The sequence below is a fragment of the Janthinobacterium sp. FW305-129 genome, from assembly GCF_020858115.1.
GTDB lineage: Bacteria > Pseudomonadota > Gammaproteobacteria > Burkholderiales > Burkholderiaceae_D > Janthinobacterium.
Map to the genome: position 1 here is coordinate 704409 of NZ_JACYMM010000001.1, position 19298 is coordinate 723706.

Sequence of the window (19298 nt, forward strand, 5' to 3'; positions counted from 1 at the left end):
ACCTCCACATTGCGCCGCAGGCAGCGGCGCCAGGTCTTAAAAAACGCTGCAAGCAGGATGGCTCAAGCGTCGATACAAACAGTCTATCGACGCGCCCTGCCCGGCGGTATTGGCAAGAAGTCGGTTTCCGGCACCAGGAATGCATAGGCGCGTAGTCACCCGGATAGTCACTATTGCCTATGGGCGGCAAGGCGGCGCTGCGGTATACCTGTCGTCATCGTTCAACACAGAGAAAGAGCATCATGCCAATTACCGATTACGCCAGCCTGCTGCGCAGCGCCCGCAACCAGGAGCAGCCGCAACGCCTGCTGTTCACCTTTACCCAGGCGCAGGCCCAGCCTGGCGGCCAGGGCAAGTCCCTTACGCCCGTAATGTGCGCCGACAAGCTGCCCGATGAACTGGGCAGCTTCGAGACATTGAAGGAGGAGTCGAAACAGATGCAGACGCACTGGGACGTGGTCTTCGTGGCGGGACTGGCGGGCCGCGAGGGCCAACCGCCAGCCGCGCAGGAATGCGAAGCGCCCCTGCGCGCCATGGTGACGGCCATCGAGCAAGGCCGCATCGACAGCCTGCTGGCGTTCGACCGCAGCGGGGATTTGCTACGTTTTAGCTGAATCCGGCCAAGGGCGCTCGTGCAGATGCCGCGCGCGCTCTATCGGACACACGAGCGGCAAAAACTGCTGCTGGCGCGCCGAATACGCCATCAGCGCCCCGCTGTCGATATCAAAATACCATCCATGCAGTTTCAATACGCCCTGCTCCACCCGGCGCTTGAGCCACGGGTAGGTAAGCAGGTTGTCCAGCGACTGCAGGATGCTGGCCAGTTCGCACGCGTGGTGCTGCTCTGCCGACGAACGGTGCGCCAGGTCGCGCCGCACGCGCTGCGCCACCGGTTCGGCGATGCGCATCCACTGTCCCACGAAGTCCGTTTCCTGGCCTTCCGCGCGCGGCTGCGGTTCCAGCAACGCGCGAATGCCGCCGCAGCGCGCATGGCCCAGCACGATGACCCTGGCCACTTCCAGCTTGCAGACGGCGAACTCGATGGCCGAGCTGACGCCGGGCGGCGCGTCCGGCGTGCACGGCGGCACCAGGTTGGCGATATTGCGCACGACGAACATGTCGCCCGGGTCGCTGCCCGTCAGCAGCATGGGGTCGACGCGCGAATCACAGCAGCCGATCAGCAAGGTCGAGGGCCGCTGCCCGTCGCGCAAGCTGTCGTACAAGGTTTGCGGCTCGCTGAAATACTGCTGCTGAAACAGGCTGAAGCCGTTGACGAATTTTTCCAGTTCTTCCATGACTACCTCTGATACTTTAAACAACGCCTGATAAGTGCGACCTGCCAGGCGTTTTGCTCACTTAACAAGGCATCGGCGCGTTTTTACGGGCGTAGCACCACCAGGTGATGGCGATGCAGCTGACATAAAAGCCGATGAAGCACCACAGGGCCGCGTCGGGGCTGCCCGTCAGCGCAATCGAGGTGCCGTAGCTTTTCGGGATGAAGAAGGCGCCGTAGGCCGCCACGGCCGACGTGAAGCCCAGCACCGCCGCGCCTTCCTTGTTGGCGTCGACGATCGCTTGCTCCTGCGCCGCCTTGCCCTTGCCGGCGGCCGCGCGCTGGTGCTCCGTCAGGAAGATCACGGGGATCATGCGGAAGGTCGACGCATTGCCGATGCCCGTGCCGGCGAACAGCAGCATGAACATCCAGAAGAAGCCGTTGAAGCTTCCACCCACTCCCGCTTGCGGCATGAAGTACAGCACGCCCAGCACGGCGCCTATCATCAGGAGGAAGGACCACAGGGTGACGCGGGCGCCGCCCAGTTTGTCGGAAATCATGCCACCGGCCACGCGCGCCAGGGCGCCGACCAACGGTCCCAGGAAGGCGTAATCGAGCGGGTTCACGTCGGGGAACTGGATCTTGATCAGCAGCGGGAATGCGGCCGAATAGCCGATGAAGGAGCCGAAGGTGCCCGTGTACAGCCAGCACATGAGCCAGTTGTGCTTGCGCTTGAAGATCACGGCCTGCTCGGAAAACGAGGCCTTGGCCGAGGCCAGGTCATTCATGCCGAACCAGGCCAGCAAAGTGGACAGCGCGATGAACGGCACCCAGATGAAGCCCGCGTTTTGCAGCCACATCTCCTTGCTCACGCCATTTTTCACCCAGGTGAGCGAATCGCCACCCCAGGCGCCGAAGACGGCGAACGTGATCACCAGCGGCACGACGAACTGCACCACCGACACGCCCAGGTTGCCCAGGCCCGCATTCATGCCCAGTGCGAAACCCTTGCTCGCCTTTGGATAGAAAAAGCTGATGTTGGCCATCGACGAGGCGAAATTGCCGCCGCCGAAGCCGCACAGCAGCGCCAGGATCAGCATGGTCGGATAGCCCGTGTTCACGTCCTGCACGGCCAGGCCGATGCCGATGGCGGGAATCAGCAGGGACCCCGTGGAAATGGCCGTCCAGCGGCGGCCGCCGAAGATCGGCACCATGAACGAGTAAAAGATGCGCAAGGTGGCGCCGGACAGGCCCGGCAAGGCCGTCAGCCAGAACAGCTGGTTGTTACTGTAGGTGAAACCGATGTTGGGCAGGTTGACCACCACCACGCTCCACACCATCCACACGGCAAACGCCAGCAGCAGCGCGGGAATCGAGATCCACAGATTGCGCGCGGCCGTGGCCTTGCCCGTGCTTTGCCAGAAGCTCGGGGTTTCCGGCTCCCAGGTATTGATCATATAGCGGCTCATGCTTTAACTCCTGCAGGTTGAGTAGTTGGTGCCGCGCGCAGCGGCTTGAACGAGAAATGCATCCAGACGAGGGAAACGCAGACGGTGCCGTACAGCAGCATGAAGGAGCTCGAACGCACGCCCGTGAAATCCACCAGGGCACCGAACATCACGGGCAGGATGAAGCCGCCCAGGCCGCCGGCCAGGCCGACCACGCCCGAGACGGCGCCGATGTTGTCGGAAAAATCATCGCCGATGAATTTGAAGACGGACGCCTTGCCGACAGCCATGGCGATGCCGACGATGAACAGCAGCACGGTGAACCACAGCGGCGACAGGCCGATATGGAAGGCCAGCGGCCCCGTGACGGTTTCCACCACCATCTGCGTTTGCGGATACGACAGCAGGAAGAAGCACACCCAGCACACCCACATCACGGCCCAGGTGACTTTCGCCGCACCGTATTTGTCCGAGATCCAGCCGCCCACGGCGCGCAGCACGCCGCCCGGCAGCGAGAAGCAGGCGGCCAACAGCGCCGCGTGCTTCAAGTCAAAGCCATATTCGGCCACGTAGTACTTCGTCATCCACAAGGCCAGCGCCACGTAGCCGCCGAACACCACCGAATAGTACTGGCAGTAGCGCCACACGCGCGGGTCCTTCAGCACCTTCATCTGAGCCGAAAAACTTTCGCCCGATGGCGCCAGGTGCGATTTATCCGTGAACGAAAACAGCCAGAAGATGATGGCCGTGGCCAGCATGGCCACCGCATACACCTTGGGCAGCATCTGCCAGCCGAAGGCGGCGACGATGCCCGGTGCGACGAACTTGGTCAGCGCGGAACCGGAGTTGCCGGCGCCGAAAATGCCCATCGCCAGGCCGCGGCGCTCCTTTTCATACCAGCGCGCCACGTACGGCGTGCCGACGGAAAAGGACCCGCCCGCCAGGCCGACGAACATGCCCAGCACGAGGAAGTGCCAGTAGGCGGTGGCGTAGGAGATCAGGTAGATCGGCACCACGCTGGCCAGCATCAGCAGGAAGAAGACGCGGCGTCCGCCGTATTTGTCCGTCCAGATGCCCAAGGGCACGCGCACGAGGGAACCCGTCAGCACGGGCATGGCGGCCAGCAGGCCGAATTGTGTTTCAGTCAAGCCCAGGCTGGTCTTGATGGGGATGCCGAGCACGGCAAACATCATCCATACCGCGAAGCAGATGGTAAATGCGAAGGTACTGCTGACTAACACGGAAAACTGCTTGCGCCGCATGCCGGGTTCGACTGCCTTGTTACTACTGTTGTTCTTAGTGCCATCTAGGGTAGCCACGATGTTTCTCCATGAATGCACTGGCCGTCTGGCCAGCCGTCCCGACCAGCTTACGTGGCAGAGGCGAAAGGCACTATCGGCCACAGGGTGATTCTGGAAAGGCAATCTGGATAGCCGCATCGGCAAAAGTGACTAGATGGCGGGGGATGGACCTAGCCTGGATGGCGGGTGTTTTACAAAACGGCGCATTTTTGGCACACTCGGCACCGGCACAACGGGGAGAGGCATGGAAAACAGAACGCAAGCAGATGAAATCGTCACGCGCGTGGCCGGGCATGGCGATGTAGAAGCCATGCTGGCTTGCGACGCCTATGCCCAGACGCACCCGGAGCGTGGCCAGGCCGTGCGCGCCGCCGTGGGCCACGGCCGCTGCCAGGTGGCCATCCGGGCTGGCCAGGTGGCCGGCTATGTCCTCACGCACGGCGACTTCTTCGGCTACGGTTTTGTCTCGCTGGTGGTGATCGCGCCCGCACACCAGCGTTGCGGCATGGGACGGTGCCTGCTGGCGGCCGCCGCGGACGCGTGCCAGACAGGGAAGCTATTCACCTCGACGAACCAATCCAACGGCGCCGCGCAACGGCTGTTCGCCAGCGCTGGCTTCGTGCGCAGCGGCCAGATCGACCATCTCGATGAAGGTGACCCTGAACTCGTGTACGTGAAATTCCTGCCTTAGGCTCGTCTCATCCCGACGGCGTATGGCGCGGCGCGCCAAAGGCGGCTATGCTGGCGCCACCATCAATCAACGCCCACCACCTCACGCATGGATTATCTGAGCCTCAAGCACTTCCACATGGGTTGCGCCGCTGCCAGCGGCGCGCTGTTCCTCTTGCGCGGCGCCTGGATGCTGCGCGCCTCGCCCGCCTTGCAGCAGCGCTGGGTAAAAATCCTGCCGCACCTGGTCGACACGGCCCTGCTGGCCAGCGCCATCACCCTGGCCGTGTGGAGCGGCCAATCCCCGGGCAGTCAGCCCTGGCTGGCCGCCAAGCTGTGCGCGCTGGTGGCCTACATCGTGCTGGGCACCATCGCCCTGAAGCGGGGCAAGACGCCGGCCGTGCGCGGCGCCGCTTTCGCGGCAGCCGTGCTGGTCTTCGCCTACATCGTCGCCGTGGCCGTGACCAAGCAGGCCTGGCCATTCTGATACATCAGAAGAGGTAACGCAGGGTGACGCTGGCATTGCGCGGCGCGCCCCAGTAACCCTGGTTGTACATGCCAAGCTGGCTGTAGTAATGTTTGTCGAACACGTTGTTGATGTTCGCCTGCAGCGACAGCTGGCGCGACAGCGCGTATTTCGCCATCAGGCTGGCCACGGCGTAGCCGCCCTGCTCCACGCGCTGCGTACCCGTCGGCCCGGTGGCGTCGCGGTAGGCGCCGCTCTGCCAGTTCACGCCGCCGCCCACCGATAACGCGCGCCAGTCGCCACGCAGCTGATACGTGGAAAACACGCGCGCCAGGGTCTGCGGCACATAGCTGTTCAGACGCGCGCCCGTGTTGTCCTCAGCCGCCGCATGCGACACGCTGGCCGAGACGTTCCAGCCCTTGGCCAGCTCGCCCGACACGTCCAGTTCCACACCCTTGCTGGTGGTGCCCGAGGCCGCGTAGTACGCCTGCGTCAGCGAATTGCCGACGAAACGGCCCGTGTCTTCCTGCGCCAGGCCATCCTGCGCGATGCGGAACACGGCCAGCGCCGCATTGAGCCTGCCGCCGAAATACTCGCCCTTCACGCCCGCTTCCACATTCTTGCCCTGTACGGGATCGAGGTAGCGGCCGAACCGGTCCTGGTAGCCCTGCGGCTTGAATATCTTGCTGTAGCTGGTGTACAGCGCATGCTGTGCATCGATATCCCACACCAGGCCCGCGTACGGCGTGACGGCGTGCTTGGCATAGGCGTAGCTGCCGCCCCAGTCATCGACGTGGTCCGCCTTGTAGCGGCTGTAACGCGCGCCGACGATCAGCTTCAAGGGATCCGCCAGCGAAAAGCGCGCCGTGCCATAGATGCCGCGCTGCTGCACCGTGTCGAGCAGCTGCCAGCGCGAGAAACTCGGATCATTCCAGTCAGGTTCCGGCGCCACGCCCTGCCACTGGTAGAAATTGCCGTAATCGACGCTGCTGCCGGCAATCCCCGGATAGCTGGAGAACTGGTTGCTGCCCGAGACGCCGAACGCCAGGTCGTGCGTGCGGCCCAGCAGCTGCACGGGGCCCTGCACATAGGCGTCGACGCTGTCCTGGCGCCGCGTGCCAGCGTAAAAACCGGCGTAGCCCGTCACGCCTTGCCCCGTGGCCTTGTCCGGCCAGGTATTGGCGAAAAGCTCGGCGGCCGAATAATTGCCCCAGCCGTGATTCAGCATGGCCGTCAGGTTCCAGCCGCTGCCCAGCTCCTGCTCCAGGCGCACAAAGGCCGTCTGGCTGGTGCTGAACCAGCGGCTCCAGGTGGTCGCCGTGGTGGCGGAGCGGGAAAGCGTGGCGCGTTCGCCATCCGCATACCACAGCGGCAAGCCGCCATACATGCCGCCGCGCGGGCGGTTATCCTGGTATTCATAGCCGGCGATCAGCACGCTGCCCGGCGCCAGGTCCGCTTCGATGGTGGCATACGCCATGGCTTTCTTGGCGTGATACAGGTGCACATACGATTCGCTGTCCTGGTAGCTGGCGACGACTCGTCCGCGCACCTTGCCGTCCGCACTCAGGGGCGTGGACAGGTCGGCGCTGGCGCGCGCATTGTTCCAGGAACCCAGGCTCAGGGCCGCATTCCCGGCCAGCTGCCTCGATGACGCGCGCTTGCGCACCAGGTTGATGGTGGCGGACGGCTCGCCCGCGCCCGTCAGCAGGCCCGTGGCGCCGCGCACGATCTCGACCCGGTCGTAAGCCGTCATGTCCAGGGTGCTGTCGCCCACGCTGAACGCATTGTCGACCGTGGTGGGAATGCCGTCGTACTGGTAGCTGGCGATGGAAAAGCCACGCGCGAAGAACGAGGTACGGTCGCTGTCGTAGCGGTTGATGGCCACGCCGGCCGCGTTTTGCAGCACATCTTCCACCGTTTGCAGGTTCTGGTCATCCATCTGCTGCCGCGTGACCACGCTGACGGCTTGCGGCGTTTCGCGCACCGACAAGCCCAGGCGCGTGGCCGAGCGCATGGTCTGCGTCGTATAGGAGCCGCTGCCTTCCGTCGCGCCATGCGCATCGGCGCTGGCACTGACCTTCATCTCGGGCATGGTCTGGCCGCCATCGGCCGCCGCCACGTCGAGCACATAACCGCCATTTGCCTGCGGCACTGCGCGCAAGCCCGAGCCGGCGACGATGGCGCCCAGCGCTGCAGGCACGCTGTAGCTGCCCGCCAGGCCGGCGCTGCGCTTGCCCGCCACTGCGGCGGCCTGGTAGGAAATCATGGTGCCCGTCTCCTGGCCGAAGCGCACCAGCACCTGTTCCAGGGTGCCGGCGGGTATCGCCAACTCGATGCGCGCCGCATTGGCTGCCTGGGCAACGGGGGCGGCGGCCGAGGCGCCGCCAGCGGCGAGCAGCCACAGGGCCTGGCTGACGGCCAGCGCCGCCACGCTGCGGCGGCATGTGCTGGAAATGGAAGAAGCGTAAATAGGTGTTGTGCTGGGCATGCGGACTGTTTTCCTGAAAGTGAATGAAGGGTTCACTTGCTATGTCACGCGAAAATCGAAAACCCCTCACTTTTCAGAAAATAATTATGGATGCTGCCGATGTGGCATCACGGTCACCCAAAAACGCGTGGTCTGGCGCACGTCGACGGGCAAGGTGCGCGCCAGCATGTCGAGTACTTGCGTCGTGTCGGCCAGCGGGTAGATGCCCGACACGCGCAGATGGGCGACGGCCGGATCGCAGGCCAGGCGCCCCTGCCGGTAGCGGGCCAGCTCGCCGATAAAATCGGCCAGCGGCATGTCGTGCGCCACCAGCATGCCAGCCGTCCAGGCGTCCGCGCCGGCAGGCAGGGACTCGACGGGCCCGACGCGGCCGGCCGTGAACGTCGCTTGTTCGCCCGCCTGCAACCGGCGCGCGGCGGCGGGCGCCCGTTCCGGCAGAATATCGACGGCGCCTTCGAACACGCCCAGCCGCGTGGACTCGCCGCCGGCGCGCACGGCAAAGCGCGTACCCACCGGTTGCAAGCGGCCTTGCGCCGTTTGCACGAAAAACGGCCGGCCCGCCACGTCGCGCGCCGTGCGGATCATGATCTCGCCTTTGAATAACGTCACCAGGCGCTGACCCGCGTCATAGCGCACGTCGATGGAGGTAGCCGTGCCAAGGGTGATGCGCGTGCCGTCTGCCAGCACGAGGCGGCGCAATTCGCCCGTGCCGGTGCGGTAATCTGCCAGCCAGAAGCGCGCCTGCTCGTCGCCGCCCGCCAGCCATGCGCCCCCGCCCACGGCCAGCAGCGCCAGCAGCTTGAGCGACTGCCGGCGCGCCGCATTCGCCTGCGCATGCGCGGGCTTGCGCGCCAGGGTGCCGTGCGCCAGCGGCGCCGGCAAGGCTCGCATGCGCGCCATGCAGCCTTCCACATGCTGCCAGGCTTGCTCGTTTTCCGGGTCGCTGCCGCGCCAGGCGCGCCAGGCCTGCTCCACTTCGGGCGCGCAATCGCCGGCCTGCAGGCGCACCAGCCATTCGACCGCCTGCAAGCTGGCCGCTTCCGGCGTCAAGCCGCCCATCACGGCGCCGACGGGGAAAAGAAGCACTGGTGCATGGCCTTCACCAGATAGCGCTGCACGGTGGCCAGCGAGACATTCAGTTCCAGCGCGATGGCCGCCTGCGGCATGCCATCGAGCTGCGACAGCAGAAAGGCGCGGCGCACGGCAGGCGCCAGGCCGTCGAGGCGGCGGTCGATATCGAACAGGGCTTCGAGCAGGATCGCTTGCGCCTCGGGATCGGGCGCGCATTGCGCGGGCAGGCTGGCCAGGGTTTCCAGGTAGGCCGCTTCCAGGTCGCGGCGGCGGTACAGATTGCCCAGCACGCCCTTGGCCACCGTCGTCAAAAAGGCGCGCGGCTCGCGGGCGGCGATGCTTTCTTCGCGATTGAGCAGGCGCATGAAGGTGTCGTGCGCCACGTCGGCCGCGTCAAACGCATTGCCCAGCTTGTGCCGCAGCCAGCCTTGCAGCCAGCGGTGGTGTTCGTGATACAGGCTGCCCACCTCCTGGTGGACGCCGGGTTGGGCAGCCGACACGTCGCATACTCCCTGGTTCGCAAATAATAATGATTCGCATTCTATATCCATGCGGGGCTGCGGCGCAAGCGCCCTGCAAAGGCTTGTTTGACGCGCTTCTTTCCAACATTTCCTTGCTGATCGTCTCCGGTGGCGTAGCCCACATTACAAGTTCTGCAGAGCGCGCCCAGATACGCGGCAATGATAGTATTGGCAACACCTCAACAAGCAGGCCTCCCTGGCCATGCATCCACACTATTGAAAGGCAAACATGCTGTTATCTGAACTGCTGACCAAGCTGACCTGCGGTGAACTGGAAGGCGAGGAACTCGACGAAGCCGTCACCGCCATCACCGCTGCGCCCTCCGCTCCGCGCGACGAATGGATCGACAGCGATGCGCATGCCTACGCGGTGGCGATCCTTTGGCACCTGGCTGGTTATATGGCGTCGGGCGACAAGCTCGATGAGCTGCACGAACAGATACAGGACATGTTCGACGAATTCCCCGACTTCCCGTACGCAATGCTCGAGGGAGGCGACGGTAGCGCGCTGCCCTATTTCGAGTGGCTGGACGCGGAACTGGCGCAGCGCGCCGTGGACGAAGGCGGCTATGACCTGATCCAGATCGACGGCAACGGCACCGACCAGATGGATGCGCTGGTCGTGTACCGGCGCGATACAGACGACATCATCCAGGCGGCGGCATTGATGGGAGTGACGATAGGCCGCCCGCTCACTTACTATCGCGGCATCGAAGCGATGGTGGGCAAGCGGCCGGGGTAAGGATCAATGCCTATTGCATCGGCAAGGCGCTCACGTCGACGGCGGGCGCCTGGCCCGTGGCCGGACGCGTGAAGCTCTGGCCGGTTTTCACGACATCGGCAAAAAAGCCGCCGTTATGCAGGTAGAACCTGCCGTTTTCCAGGCCGCCCGCATAATCCATGCGCTGCGCATTGGTGGCCGTGGCGTCGCCGGTGAACCTCCCCGCCGTCACTTCGGACCAGGTGCCGGCAACGTTCCTCGCCCACTGGTTGCCGAACTGGACGCGGCGCTCCGTGTAGCCCAGTGTATCGATGAAGTTCTCGAGGAAGGAATGCACGCGCGTCAAATAGGTGGAAATCGCCGGCCGCTTCCAGGTGGCGATGTAGCGCCACTGGCCCGTTTCCGGCGCAAAGAACCAGGCCGAATAATCGCTGCTGCCCTTGCCGTCGGGCCGCGCGCGCGTGATGAAACGGTACGTCGTGCCGGCCGTCCAATTATATGAAAGGTAGGTTTGCCCGCCCGTGCCCTCGCCGCCAAACGCGTTGTCGACCACGCCGGCGCCCTTGCTGACCAGGGTGGTTTTCGCACCATTCTCGGCGTCCCACACGGAGAACAGGACCCAGCGCTCGCTCGGTGACTTCACCTGGATGCCCATGTAGCCCTGGCCAAAACCGTTGGCCATGAAATAGGAGCCGATGGCGTCCTGGCCCTTGGGTATCGTCATTTCGTTATAAAAGTACTCGGTATTGGCCGGCACCGTGTAACCCATGTGCACGGACGGTCCGCGCCGCGACCAGTAGTAATTGGCCGGGTCGTTGGCATACGTGAGCGCCGCGTTCGCAGTCACCTTCAGCGCGGCGACGTCGCCGAACGTGGCCTTTGCGCGCGTCAATCCCTGCAAGTCCACCTTCACATAGCCGGCCGCCGGCACATTGACCGTACCGACGGCGTAAGTCTTGCGGTCCTTGCCGGCCAGCCTGACGTCGAACGGCGCGCCGTTGATCTTCACGCGGATGGTGCTGTTGCCGCCATCGGCCAGGCTGGCATCGAGCGCCACCTGGACGGGGCCCGCTTCGGCCACGCGGAAGTAGGTGCTGGCGACGGCAGCGGGATTGCTCCAGCCGGCCAGGCCATGTTCGTTGATGACGGCGCCCTTGTCTCCGCTGGTGATGAAGGCGTTGCCGGCGAGTTCCACGGTGGCGGGCGCCGCGGACGCCACGGGCATGACCAGGCAGGCGGCCAGCAAAGGCATGGCGGGCAGGACTGAATGAAGTAATGCACTTCTGTGTTTCATCAACGTCTCCCGGGATGGAAAAAAACCGCTACGGCGGCAGGCGCGGTAGCGGGTCGTTCAGGCTTAGTACTTGCCGTCGAGGGCGAAGATCGGCTTGCGCGACTTCCACTGGCCGCCCGTGAAGTCGGGGAAGTCCAGGGTCTGGAAATTGGCGGCGATCGATTGCTCGGACAGCGGCGTGATGGCGCTCCAGGTGACGGCATCGTAGATATCGATCGGCATCGGCGCGCTGGCCTTCAAGGCTTCGACAAAGGCGTGGATGACGAAGAAGTCCATGCCGCCGTGGCCCGCGCCCTCGGCTTGCGCCGCGTACTTGCGCCAGACCGGGTGCTCATACTTGTCCTGATAAGCTTTGAAATCATCCCACTGGTGCGGCTTGCTGACGCCTTCGATGTGAATCGAGTTGTTCAAATCCATCCACAGGCCGTCCGTGCCTTGCACGCGGAAGCCCAGCGAATACGGGCGCGGCAGGCTCGTATCGTGCTGCAGGATGATGGTCTCGCCGTTTTCGCACGCCAGGGTGGTGGTGACGACGTCGCCCAGCTTGAACTTGACCTTGGCGTTCGCATGCTGCGCGCCGCCCGGCTGCTTGACGATGTAGTCGTGCAAGCCGCGCGCCTTGGTGGCGAAGGCGTTGATGCGCGTAAAACGGTTGCCGCGGTTGATGTTGGTGTACATGGCGCATGGGCCGATGCCGTGGCTCGGATACAGTTCGCCATTGCGCTCGACCGAGTGCTGCGTGCGCCAATGGGCTTCCGACCAGCCCTTCTCTCCGAATTCCACGCCGCCGCCATACGGCTTGGCCGGATTGCCGCTGTTGAATTTGACGGCGCGCAAATCGTGCTGGTAGCCGCCCTGCAGGTGCAGCAGTTCGCCGAACAGGCCCGCGCGCACCATCTGCAGCGCAGCCATCACGTCGCGGCGGTAGCACACGTTTTCCAGCAACATGTAGGGCGTACCCGTTTTCAGCTGGGTATTCAGGACATCCCAGTGGTCTTGCAGGGTGATGCCGGCCACCACTTCGCAGCCGACGGCGATTTTCGCCTGCATGGCGGCAATCGCCATCGGTGCGTGGAATTCCCATGGCGTGGCGATGATCACGCCATCGAGGCCGCCCGCGTCCAGCATGCGCTTGTAGGCTTTTTGGTCGCGGTCTTCGCCATACGTGCGCGGACGCGGCTTGCCGGCTTTGGCCACCTGGCCCAGCGCGTGTTTCAGCATGATCGGCTCGATATCGCACAGGGCGACTACTTCGACGTCGTCGCGGCGCACCAGTTCAGCCAGCAGCACCTGGCCGCGCATGCCCGTGCCGATCAGGCCCAGGCGGACCTTGTCGCGGCCGGCGGCAGCTGCGGCGCTGGCGTCGCCAGGCAGCAAGGCGCTGCCGGCCATGGCGCCACCGGCCAGCGCGGCGCTGGCGGACAGGAAATTGCGTCGATTGATTTGTGTTGTCATTGGTCTCTACTCGCTTCCGTTGGTAATGATCGTCGCCGGCCCGCCTTGCAGCGGGCCGGCTGCAGTTTAATAGGTGTATTCAGCCGTAAAGCGCACGGAACGCGGCGCCGTGCGTCCATCGACCTGCAGGTAATTGCGGGAGATGGCGCCATGGTCTTCGCGCGTTTCGGTATAGCGGGTCACGGTCTGGCTGTTGAACACATTGAAGACGTCCACTTTCAGGCTCAGGCCCTTGACGGCGCTGGGAGTATAGGCCACATTCATGTCGAGCTGGGCTTGCCACGGCAGGCGGCCCTGGCTGCCGCGCGGCGCCGGCTTGCCATTGCAATAGAAGTAGGAATCGTCGTAATCTTTCTCGAACCTCAGGTTGTCGGGCAGCGCGCCGATGCAGTTGCGCGGTGCGCCCGAGGTCAGCGACAGGTTGGCGCCGACCGTCACGTCCGGGATGACCTGCATGAAGCCATACGCCTTGAAGGCGTGGCGGTGGTCGCCCGGCAGGTAGCCATACGCGTTGTACATCAATTCCTTGTGGTCGTCGCTCACCGTCAGGCCCACGTCGCCGCCGCCGATGCTGTCCGTCTGGCCTTCCATATTGCCCTTCAGGCCGGACAAGGTGTAGGTCAGCTTGCCGTACCAGCCATTCGTGTACGGGTGCTCGATGAACATGTTCAAGGCGCGGTAAGTGCGCGATGGCAGCGGGTTGCCCCACTCCGCCGCCGAAATATCCACGCGGCGCAGGCCCTTGCCATCGTCAAAGTCCACCATCAGGCTGTTGTCGCGGCCCGGGTTGATGATGGCGCACTGGAAGCCGCTCCACTTGCCCGTGTCGACGCCGTTGCGCGTGGCCCAGGCCTGCAGCGGACGCTCGTCGCAGACATCGTCGTTGGTGTCGTTCAGCTTGCGGTACAGGAAGCTGGCGCCCACCACCAGTTTCTTGCTCAGGGCGCGTTCGAAGCCCAGCGAGAATTCATCCTGCGACAGCGGCTTCAGGCCGACGGCCGTCACTTCGTGCGCATCGCGGCTCTGGCCATACGCGTTGTTGGCCGAATACGGCTTGCTGATGGCGTGCAGGCCCGTCGGCGCGCCCGTGACGGGATCGACGCCCGTATAGGTGAACATCTCGCTGGTGGCCAGGAAGGGGCTGGCCATGTTGCTCGACAAATTCGATGGCACCGGCAAGTGGTAACGGCCGCCGTTGGCGAAGAATTTCAGGGTGCCGTCGCCCAGGTAATCCCAGGTGGCGCCCACGCGCGGGGCGATCATGTTGCGCTGCGAAATGAAGGCCACGCCATCGGTGCTGTAGTTGGTGAACTGTTCGCGGCGCAGGCCCAGGTCCAGCAGCACGCGTTCCGTGACCTGGTAGTGATCCTGGATGTACTGCGCCGATTGCACGCTGGTCGGACGCGCCAGGTTGGCGTTCAATTCCTTGCTGACGTAATAGCCATCCTTGCCGTAGCCGTTGCCCTGGGCCGGCGTTTCAAAGGCGCCGTTGATCAGGAGCGTCGCATCCTTGACCTTCTGGTATTTCCAGCGGTAGCCGCCGGCCAGGCTCAGGCCCACTTTCGATTCCACGTCGATGCGGTCGATGCCGCCGCGCAGCGAATGCTTGCCCAGCTTGTATTCCAGGTCCAGGCGCTTGGCCTTCTGGCGGTCTTCCGACGACGGGTCGACCAGAGTACCGGTCACCGTTTGCGGATTGGTGTACGTCAGGCCAGGCACCTGGGTCGATTCATTCGACGACGTTTGCGCCAGCAGCGGATTGTAGCCTTCTGGGGTACGGCGGTGCGAAGTGCGCGACTGCCCCATCATCGCCGTCACCGTCAGGTTGTCCGTCAGGTAGCCCGTGTACTTGAAGATGTCGACATTCGCGCCCGGCGCGGCCGACGAGCCGCAGCAGTTGATGGTGGTCTCGCTCCCGCCGCCAGGCACGTTGTTGCGTTTCAAGGTGGCATAGTCGAAACCATAGCTCTGGCTGTCCGTCGTCGTGCGGTCATACAGCTTGGTATATTCAAAGTGATGGTCGTCCGTCAGGTTGTAGTCCAGCTTGGCCATCATGCGGTCAACCTTGCTCTTGCTCTCGCGCCAGCCGTTCGGCAGCACCTTGTCGACCAGGTCGTCGCGCGCACCGGCGACGGCGCCGCCGTCCGTGCGCGTCTGTTCCAGCGCCACAAAGGCGAACAGCTTGTTCTTGATCAGCGGTCCGCTGCCGTACAAGCCGACGACCTTGCTGGTGCTGCCGTTATCGCGGTTCCAGTACTTCAAGGTGCCATCCGTCTCCGGATTGGCGCCCGTGTTCGGGTAATACCGGTTTTCCGTCGTGCCCTTCAGCGAGCGGGGGATGATGGAGACCTTGCCGCCGAATTCGACCTTGTTGCCGCCGCTCTTGGTGGTGATGTTGATCACGCCGCCCGTGGAGCGGCCGAATTCCGAACCGTAGCCGCCCGACAGCACCTGCAGGTTGGAGATCGCGCCGAACGGCAGCTCCGAGGCGCCCACCTGGGTCAGGAGGTTAGTGATGGGGAAGCCGTTGACGTAGAACGCATTTTCGGACTGGCCCGAGCCGCCGATCGACGGCGCATTGCCATATACGCTGTTGGTGCCGCGCGCTACGCCCGGCGTCAGCTGCACGATGGAGGCGACATCGTTGCCGACCGGCAAGGCTTTCAATTCCTTGGCCGTGAAGATCACGCCATTGTTCGTGTTCGATACGTCGATCGGATTGCGCGACGCCTTCACCACGACGGTCTGCTCCTGGCCCACAGTGCCTGCCGCGCTGGCCGGGCCGAAGTTCGCTTCCGCGCCCGCGCCGATCAGGGCTTCGACTTCCTGCGACGCTTCCACCGAACCGGCACGCAGCACACGCACCGCATAGCGGCCCGGCGGCATGGAGTTGGCCACATAGCGGCCCGACGTATCCGGCGTCAGGCTGCGCTGCACGCCCGTCGCCAGGTTTTCCAGCACCACGGTGGCGCCGGCGGGCGCGCTCACTTCGCCGAAAATGGTGCTGGTGGCGTTCGACTGTGCCCAGGCCTGGCCTGGCACGCCGGCCGCCAGGGCGATCACGATCGCGGCGGCGCGGCTGATGTCGCGCAATTTGAGTCGGGTGGTATGCATGTGTCTCTCCGTCTATATCGAGGGTTATACGCGCCCTCCCCGCTCCAGGGAGAAGTCGGGGGGATGCAATTTTTATGGTGAGCGTCGGAAGGTAGAGCCAGGCAGCCGTCCCTTCCGGGAAATCAGTCCGTTTCGGCTGATTTTCGTTTTCTTGGGAATACTTTAAAAAGAAAAATAAGTATCGTCAATAAAAAGAAAGCCATAACGCAAATTTGTCTCTAAAACGAGCAAATAAATGCCATTTATCTTTCGATTTAATGATCAACGCCGCAGATAACTTTCGTTATCGTGGTGTGACAGATACACGCGCACGCAAGGAGGCCGTCGGAAGCGCATAATTCGCGCAGTAATGGGGAGAGAAAAACGCGAAAGACGACAGGCCAATCGCCTTTCACTTACGTTTATCTTTCGTATTGCGCATTTCGGAATATTGCATTTTTCTTTTCATGGCAATACCCCGGCCCGCAGGCAGGCCGGGGCGGCGTCACGCCTTAAAAGAACTTGTAGCTGGCCGAGAGCGCAAACTGGCGTCCGAACAGGTCCTGGCTATGGTTGTAGCCTTCCCAGCCGTTCGGGTCGTAGTACGGCTGCTTGTTGAACGCATTTTTCACGTTCAGGCCCACGTCCAGGTTCTTGATCGGCTTCCAGCTGAAGGCCAGGTTGACCGTCGTGTACGACGGCGCGCCCTTGCACTGGCCGGTCGGCAGCGCCACCGAGGCGGCGGTGCAGTTTTCCGGCGTGTTGTCCTTGTCCCAGGGGCCATAGGCCCAGCGCGTCTTGCCCGAATAGTTGATGAAGACGCTGCTGACGAAGTTGCGGTAGCTCCAGTCGGCATTGACCGTGGCGCGGTAGCGCGGCGAATCGTAGTAGCCGACGGTATTGCCCTTGATATCGCTGCCGTCTTCGCTGTCGTGGGTGTCGCGCTTGCGGATGGTGGCGGCGATGCCCGTGCTCAGCTTGCCCCAGTCGCCGAGCGCAAAGCGCGTGCGCGCATCGATGTCCACGCCGTCCATCAGGGTGCGGCCGCGGTTCGAATACGAGTTGATCAAGCCGCCCAGGTTGCCCACGGAATACTTCGGCACGCCGCCCGCGCACACGCCCGCATTGACGGGATTGGCGCACATGGCCGCCACCGCCGCCATATTGCCCCGGTCCGCGTCCGTCAGGTCGTTGCGGATGGCGCTGGACGTGCCGGCCAGGCTCGGGCCGTACTTGTCCACCAGTTCCGTAAACAGCTCGTTGAAGTCCTGGCGCACGATTTCGTCGCGGCGGTTGATGAACCAGTAATCGATGGAGATGCTCACGTCCTTGGCCGGCTGCAGGACCAGGCCCACGGTGGAAATCTTGGCCTTTTCCGGACGCAGGTTCTGGTTCGGCGGCGTCAGGCCGCCCACCGTCGTCGAGCAGTTCGAATTGAGCAGGCTCTTGCCCAGGTCCGCATCCGTCGCCACCTTCGATTTCATCAGCGCGCGCGCCATGGCATTCGTTTCATCGCAGCGCACCGTGTCGCGGATGCCGCCCACCTGCGCAAAGACGCCGCCCGAGCCCGATTCAGCCAGGTTGGGCGCCCGGAAGCCTTCCGAATACGTCCCGCGCAGCATCAGGTCGGGCCGCGCGCGCCAGATCACGCCCAGCTTGGGCGCCAGGTTGGCGGAAAAATGCGGGTATTTGTCCAGGCGCGCGGCCGCATTGACTTCCAGGGTGTCGCTGAGCGGCACCACCACCTCGCCAAACACGGCGGCGATGGTGCGCTTGCCGTCGAACCACGAGCCGCCCTGCTGCGTGATAAGGCCATTGGCCGCATCCGCGTTGCCGGGCGTAAGAAAACTCTCGCGCATGACGTTGGTGCCGACAGCGGCGCGCACTTCGCGCTCGCCCAGCTTGAACAGCGTGCCTTCCAGCTTCGCGTCCCACGTCATCAATTTGGTCCAGGATTCGATGGCGAAGGTCGGATAGGCGGCGCGCACCAGCGCCGCATTGGCCTCGCTGATTTCGCCGAACTTGTAGGCGGGATTGTCCGAGATATACGTGCGCCCGCTGACGGGGTCCTTGGTGAACGGGCCGAACGCCTGCTTGAAGCCATTGATGTTGATATTCGCCGTCTGGAACAGGGTCGAATGGCTGCCCGCCACGCTGAGCGCCGTTTCAAAATCCCAGCCGCCGCCGATGCTGCCGCGCAGTCCGACGAGCGCGCGGTAGTTTTCATCCACGTTCTTCTGGCCGAAGTGGCCCGTGGCATCCTGCAGCAGATAGTTCAAGCCGGCCGCGCCGCCCATCTTGGCCAGCATATCGGCATCGAGCTTGCCCTTCAGGTAGACGTTGTTCGGGCTCAGGAAAGGCGTGGCGAAGGTATTGAGGGTATTGCCCGTGTTGCGCGCGAACCAGTTGTTCGTGCTGCCGCTGTTGAAGCTGGACGGGCCATTCTCGCCGCGCATCTTGATGTGGGTGAAGGCGCCTTCCGCGAACGCTTCCATGTCGCCGCCCAGTTTCAGCCGGCCGCTCAGGTAGGCCGTGGCGCGCTCCGAGGTGGGGCCCGTGTCGAGCTGGTTGGGCAGCGCATTCCACACGCAGCGCGTGCCCGACGCTTCGGTGATGCTGGTGTTGCAGCCGGGCGCGGCGCGCTGGGTGCGCGCATTGTTGTTGGCCTTGTCGAAGACAAAGAAGGTCCCCGGATTCATCACGCCCGGCTCACTGCCCACGCCCACGCGCATGTTCGGGATGAAATTGGGATTGTTCGCATAAAAATACGAGGGACGCTTCTGCCAGGTATCGGCCAGCGCGATGCGGTCGCGCTGGTAGACGTTGACGGAACCGTAGATGTTGTAGCCGTCGCTGGCCAGGTCGCCCAGGCCATACAGTACGCTGGCCTGGCGCTCGCCATACGCCTTTACGCTGGGCGAAAACTCGCCGTTGGCGCGCGCTTCCAGGCCTTGATACGATTTTTTGGTGATCACGTTGATGACGCCGGCCACTGCATCGGAGCCATACACGGCCGACGCGCCATCCGTCAGGATTTCCATGCGCTCGATGGCGGCGGCGGGAATGGCGTCGATATTGACGAACATGGTCTGGAAGCCGGCCGGCGCGCCGTAGAACGACAGGCGGCGGCCATTGAGCAGTACCAGCGTGCCCTGCGCGCCCATGCCGCGCAAGTTCGCCTGCGAGCCGCCGTCGGACCCCGTGAACATCGAGCGGAAGTCCTGCTGCGCCGGACGGGCGGCGGGCAAGTTGTCCAGCACTTGTAGCAAGGTGAGCGCGCCCATGTTTTCGATCTGCTTGGCATTGATCACCTGCACCGGCGACGCCGTTTCCGCGTTGATGCGTTTCAGGCTGGAGCCCGTCACTTCGACGCGCGCCAGTTTTTCCTCCTCCGCCGCCAGCGCCGTTGATGCCAGCGCAGTTGAGCACAATCCTACCGCCACCATGGCGGCCATCAGTTTTTTCAAGTGCATTCCCGACTCCCTTTTATAAGTGATT

General features: G+C 63.8%; 14 protein-coding genes. 4 read left to right on the forward strand and 10 right to left on the reverse strand.

Features of this window, described 5'->3' with window-relative positions:
• Positions 1–242: 242 nt before the first annotated feature.
• Positions 243–614 (forward strand): ribonucleotide reductase subunit alpha, encoded by a 372-nt coding sequence (locus IGS61_RS03015; protein ID WP_230538234.1) that lies wholly within the window; start codon positions 243–245, stop codon positions 612–614.
• Here the strand turns inward: IGS61_RS03015 and IGS61_RS03020 are convergent.
• The 3 genes from IGS61_RS03020 to IGS61_RS03030 form a co-directional block, all read right to left on the reverse strand.
• A complete protein-coding gene (locus IGS61_RS03020; protein WP_230538235.1) occupies positions 600–1295 on the reverse strand; it encodes a carbonic anhydrase in 696 nt (231 codons plus the stop codon). The two genes, IGS61_RS03015 and IGS61_RS03020, sit on opposite strands and share 15 nt — an antisense overlap.
• A 61-nt stretch (positions 1296–1356) precedes the next feature.
• A complete protein-coding gene (locus tag IGS61_RS03025; RefSeq protein WP_230538236.1) occupies positions 1357–2742 on the reverse strand; it encodes a NarK family nitrate/nitrite MFS transporter in 1386 nt (461 codons plus the stop codon).
• Complete coding sequence (locus IGS61_RS03030) at positions 2739–3983, reverse strand: MFS transporter (protein ID WP_230538357.1); 1245 nt, start codon at positions 3981–3983, stop codon at positions 2739–2741. Before IGS61_RS03030 ends, IGS61_RS03025 begins: the two co-directional genes overlap by 4 nt.
• Positions 3984–4266: 283 nt before the next feature.
• Here IGS61_RS03030 and IGS61_RS03035 point away from each other — a divergent pair, with 283 nt between their 5' ends.
• Together IGS61_RS03035 and IGS61_RS03040 are read left to right on the forward strand one after the other, a co-directional pair.
• Positions 4267–4713 (forward strand): GNAT family N-acetyltransferase, encoded by a 447-nt coding sequence (locus tag IGS61_RS03035; protein WP_230538237.1) that lies wholly within the window; start codon positions 4267–4269, stop codon positions 4711–4713.
• Positions 4714–4800: 87 nt separating this feature from the next.
• A complete protein-coding gene (locus IGS61_RS03040; protein ID WP_230538238.1) occupies positions 4801–5178 on the forward strand; it encodes a SirB2 family protein in 378 nt (125 codons plus the stop codon).
• 4 nt (positions 5179–5182) lie between these two features.
• Here IGS61_RS03040 and IGS61_RS03045 read toward each other — a convergent pair whose 3' ends face one another.
• The 3 genes from IGS61_RS03045 to IGS61_RS03055 all read right to left on the reverse strand — a co-directional run bounded on the left by IGS61_RS03045 (position 5183) and on the right by IGS61_RS03055 (position 9216).
• Positions 5183–7645, reverse strand: a complete 2463-nt coding sequence (locus IGS61_RS03045; protein WP_230538239.1) for a TonB-dependent siderophore receptor — start codon at positions 7643–7645, stop codon at positions 5183–5185.
• Between the two features lie 84 nt (positions 7646–7729).
• Positions 7730–8731, reverse strand: coding sequence for a FecR domain-containing protein (locus IGS61_RS03050; RefSeq protein WP_230538240.1), 1002 nt, complete (start codon positions 8729–8731; stop codon positions 7730–7732).
• Positions 8704–9216: a sigma-70 family RNA polymerase sigma factor gene (locus IGS61_RS03055; RefSeq protein ID WP_230538241.1), complete on the reverse strand. Its 513-nt coding sequence runs from the start codon at positions 9214–9216 to the stop codon at positions 8704–8706. Before IGS61_RS03055 ends, IGS61_RS03050 begins: the two co-directional genes overlap by 28 nt.
• 250 nt (positions 9217–9466) lie before the next feature.
• Between IGS61_RS03055 and IGS61_RS03060 the strand changes: the two genes are divergently transcribed.
• Positions 9467–9979 (forward strand): hypothetical protein, encoded by a 513-nt coding sequence (locus tag IGS61_RS03060; protein WP_230538242.1) that lies wholly within the window; start codon positions 9467–9469, stop codon positions 9977–9979.
• Between the two features lie 10 nt (positions 9980–9989).
• Here the strand turns inward: IGS61_RS03060 and IGS61_RS03065 are convergent, their stop codons facing one another.
• The 4 genes from IGS61_RS03065 to IGS61_RS03080 all read right to left on the reverse strand — a co-directional run bounded on the left by IGS61_RS03065 (position 9990) and on the right by IGS61_RS03080 (position 19273).
• On the reverse strand, positions 9990–11252 hold the full coding sequence (locus IGS61_RS03065) for a DUF3472 domain-containing protein (protein ID WP_230538243.1): 1263 nt from the start codon (positions 11250–11252) through the stop codon (positions 9990–9992).
• A gap of 63 nt (positions 11253–11315) precedes the next feature.
• Positions 11316–12707, reverse strand: a complete 1392-nt coding sequence (locus IGS61_RS03070) for a Gfo/Idh/MocA family protein (protein ID WP_230538244.1) — start codon at positions 12705–12707, stop codon at positions 11316–11318.
• A 66-nt stretch (positions 12708–12773) separates the two neighbouring features.
• Positions 12774–15821: a TonB-dependent receptor gene (locus tag IGS61_RS03075; RefSeq protein ID WP_230538245.1), complete on the reverse strand. Its 3048-nt coding sequence runs from the start codon at positions 15819–15821 to the stop codon at positions 12774–12776.
• Between the two features lie 491 nt (positions 15822–16312).
• The gene (locus IGS61_RS03080) at positions 16313–19273 is read right to left on the reverse strand and encodes a TonB-dependent receptor plug domain-containing protein (RefSeq protein ID WP_230538246.1); all 2961 of its coding nucleotides are present in this window, start codon (positions 19271–19273) and stop codon (positions 16313–16315) included.
• Between the last annotated feature and the right edge of the window lie 25 nt (positions 19274–19298).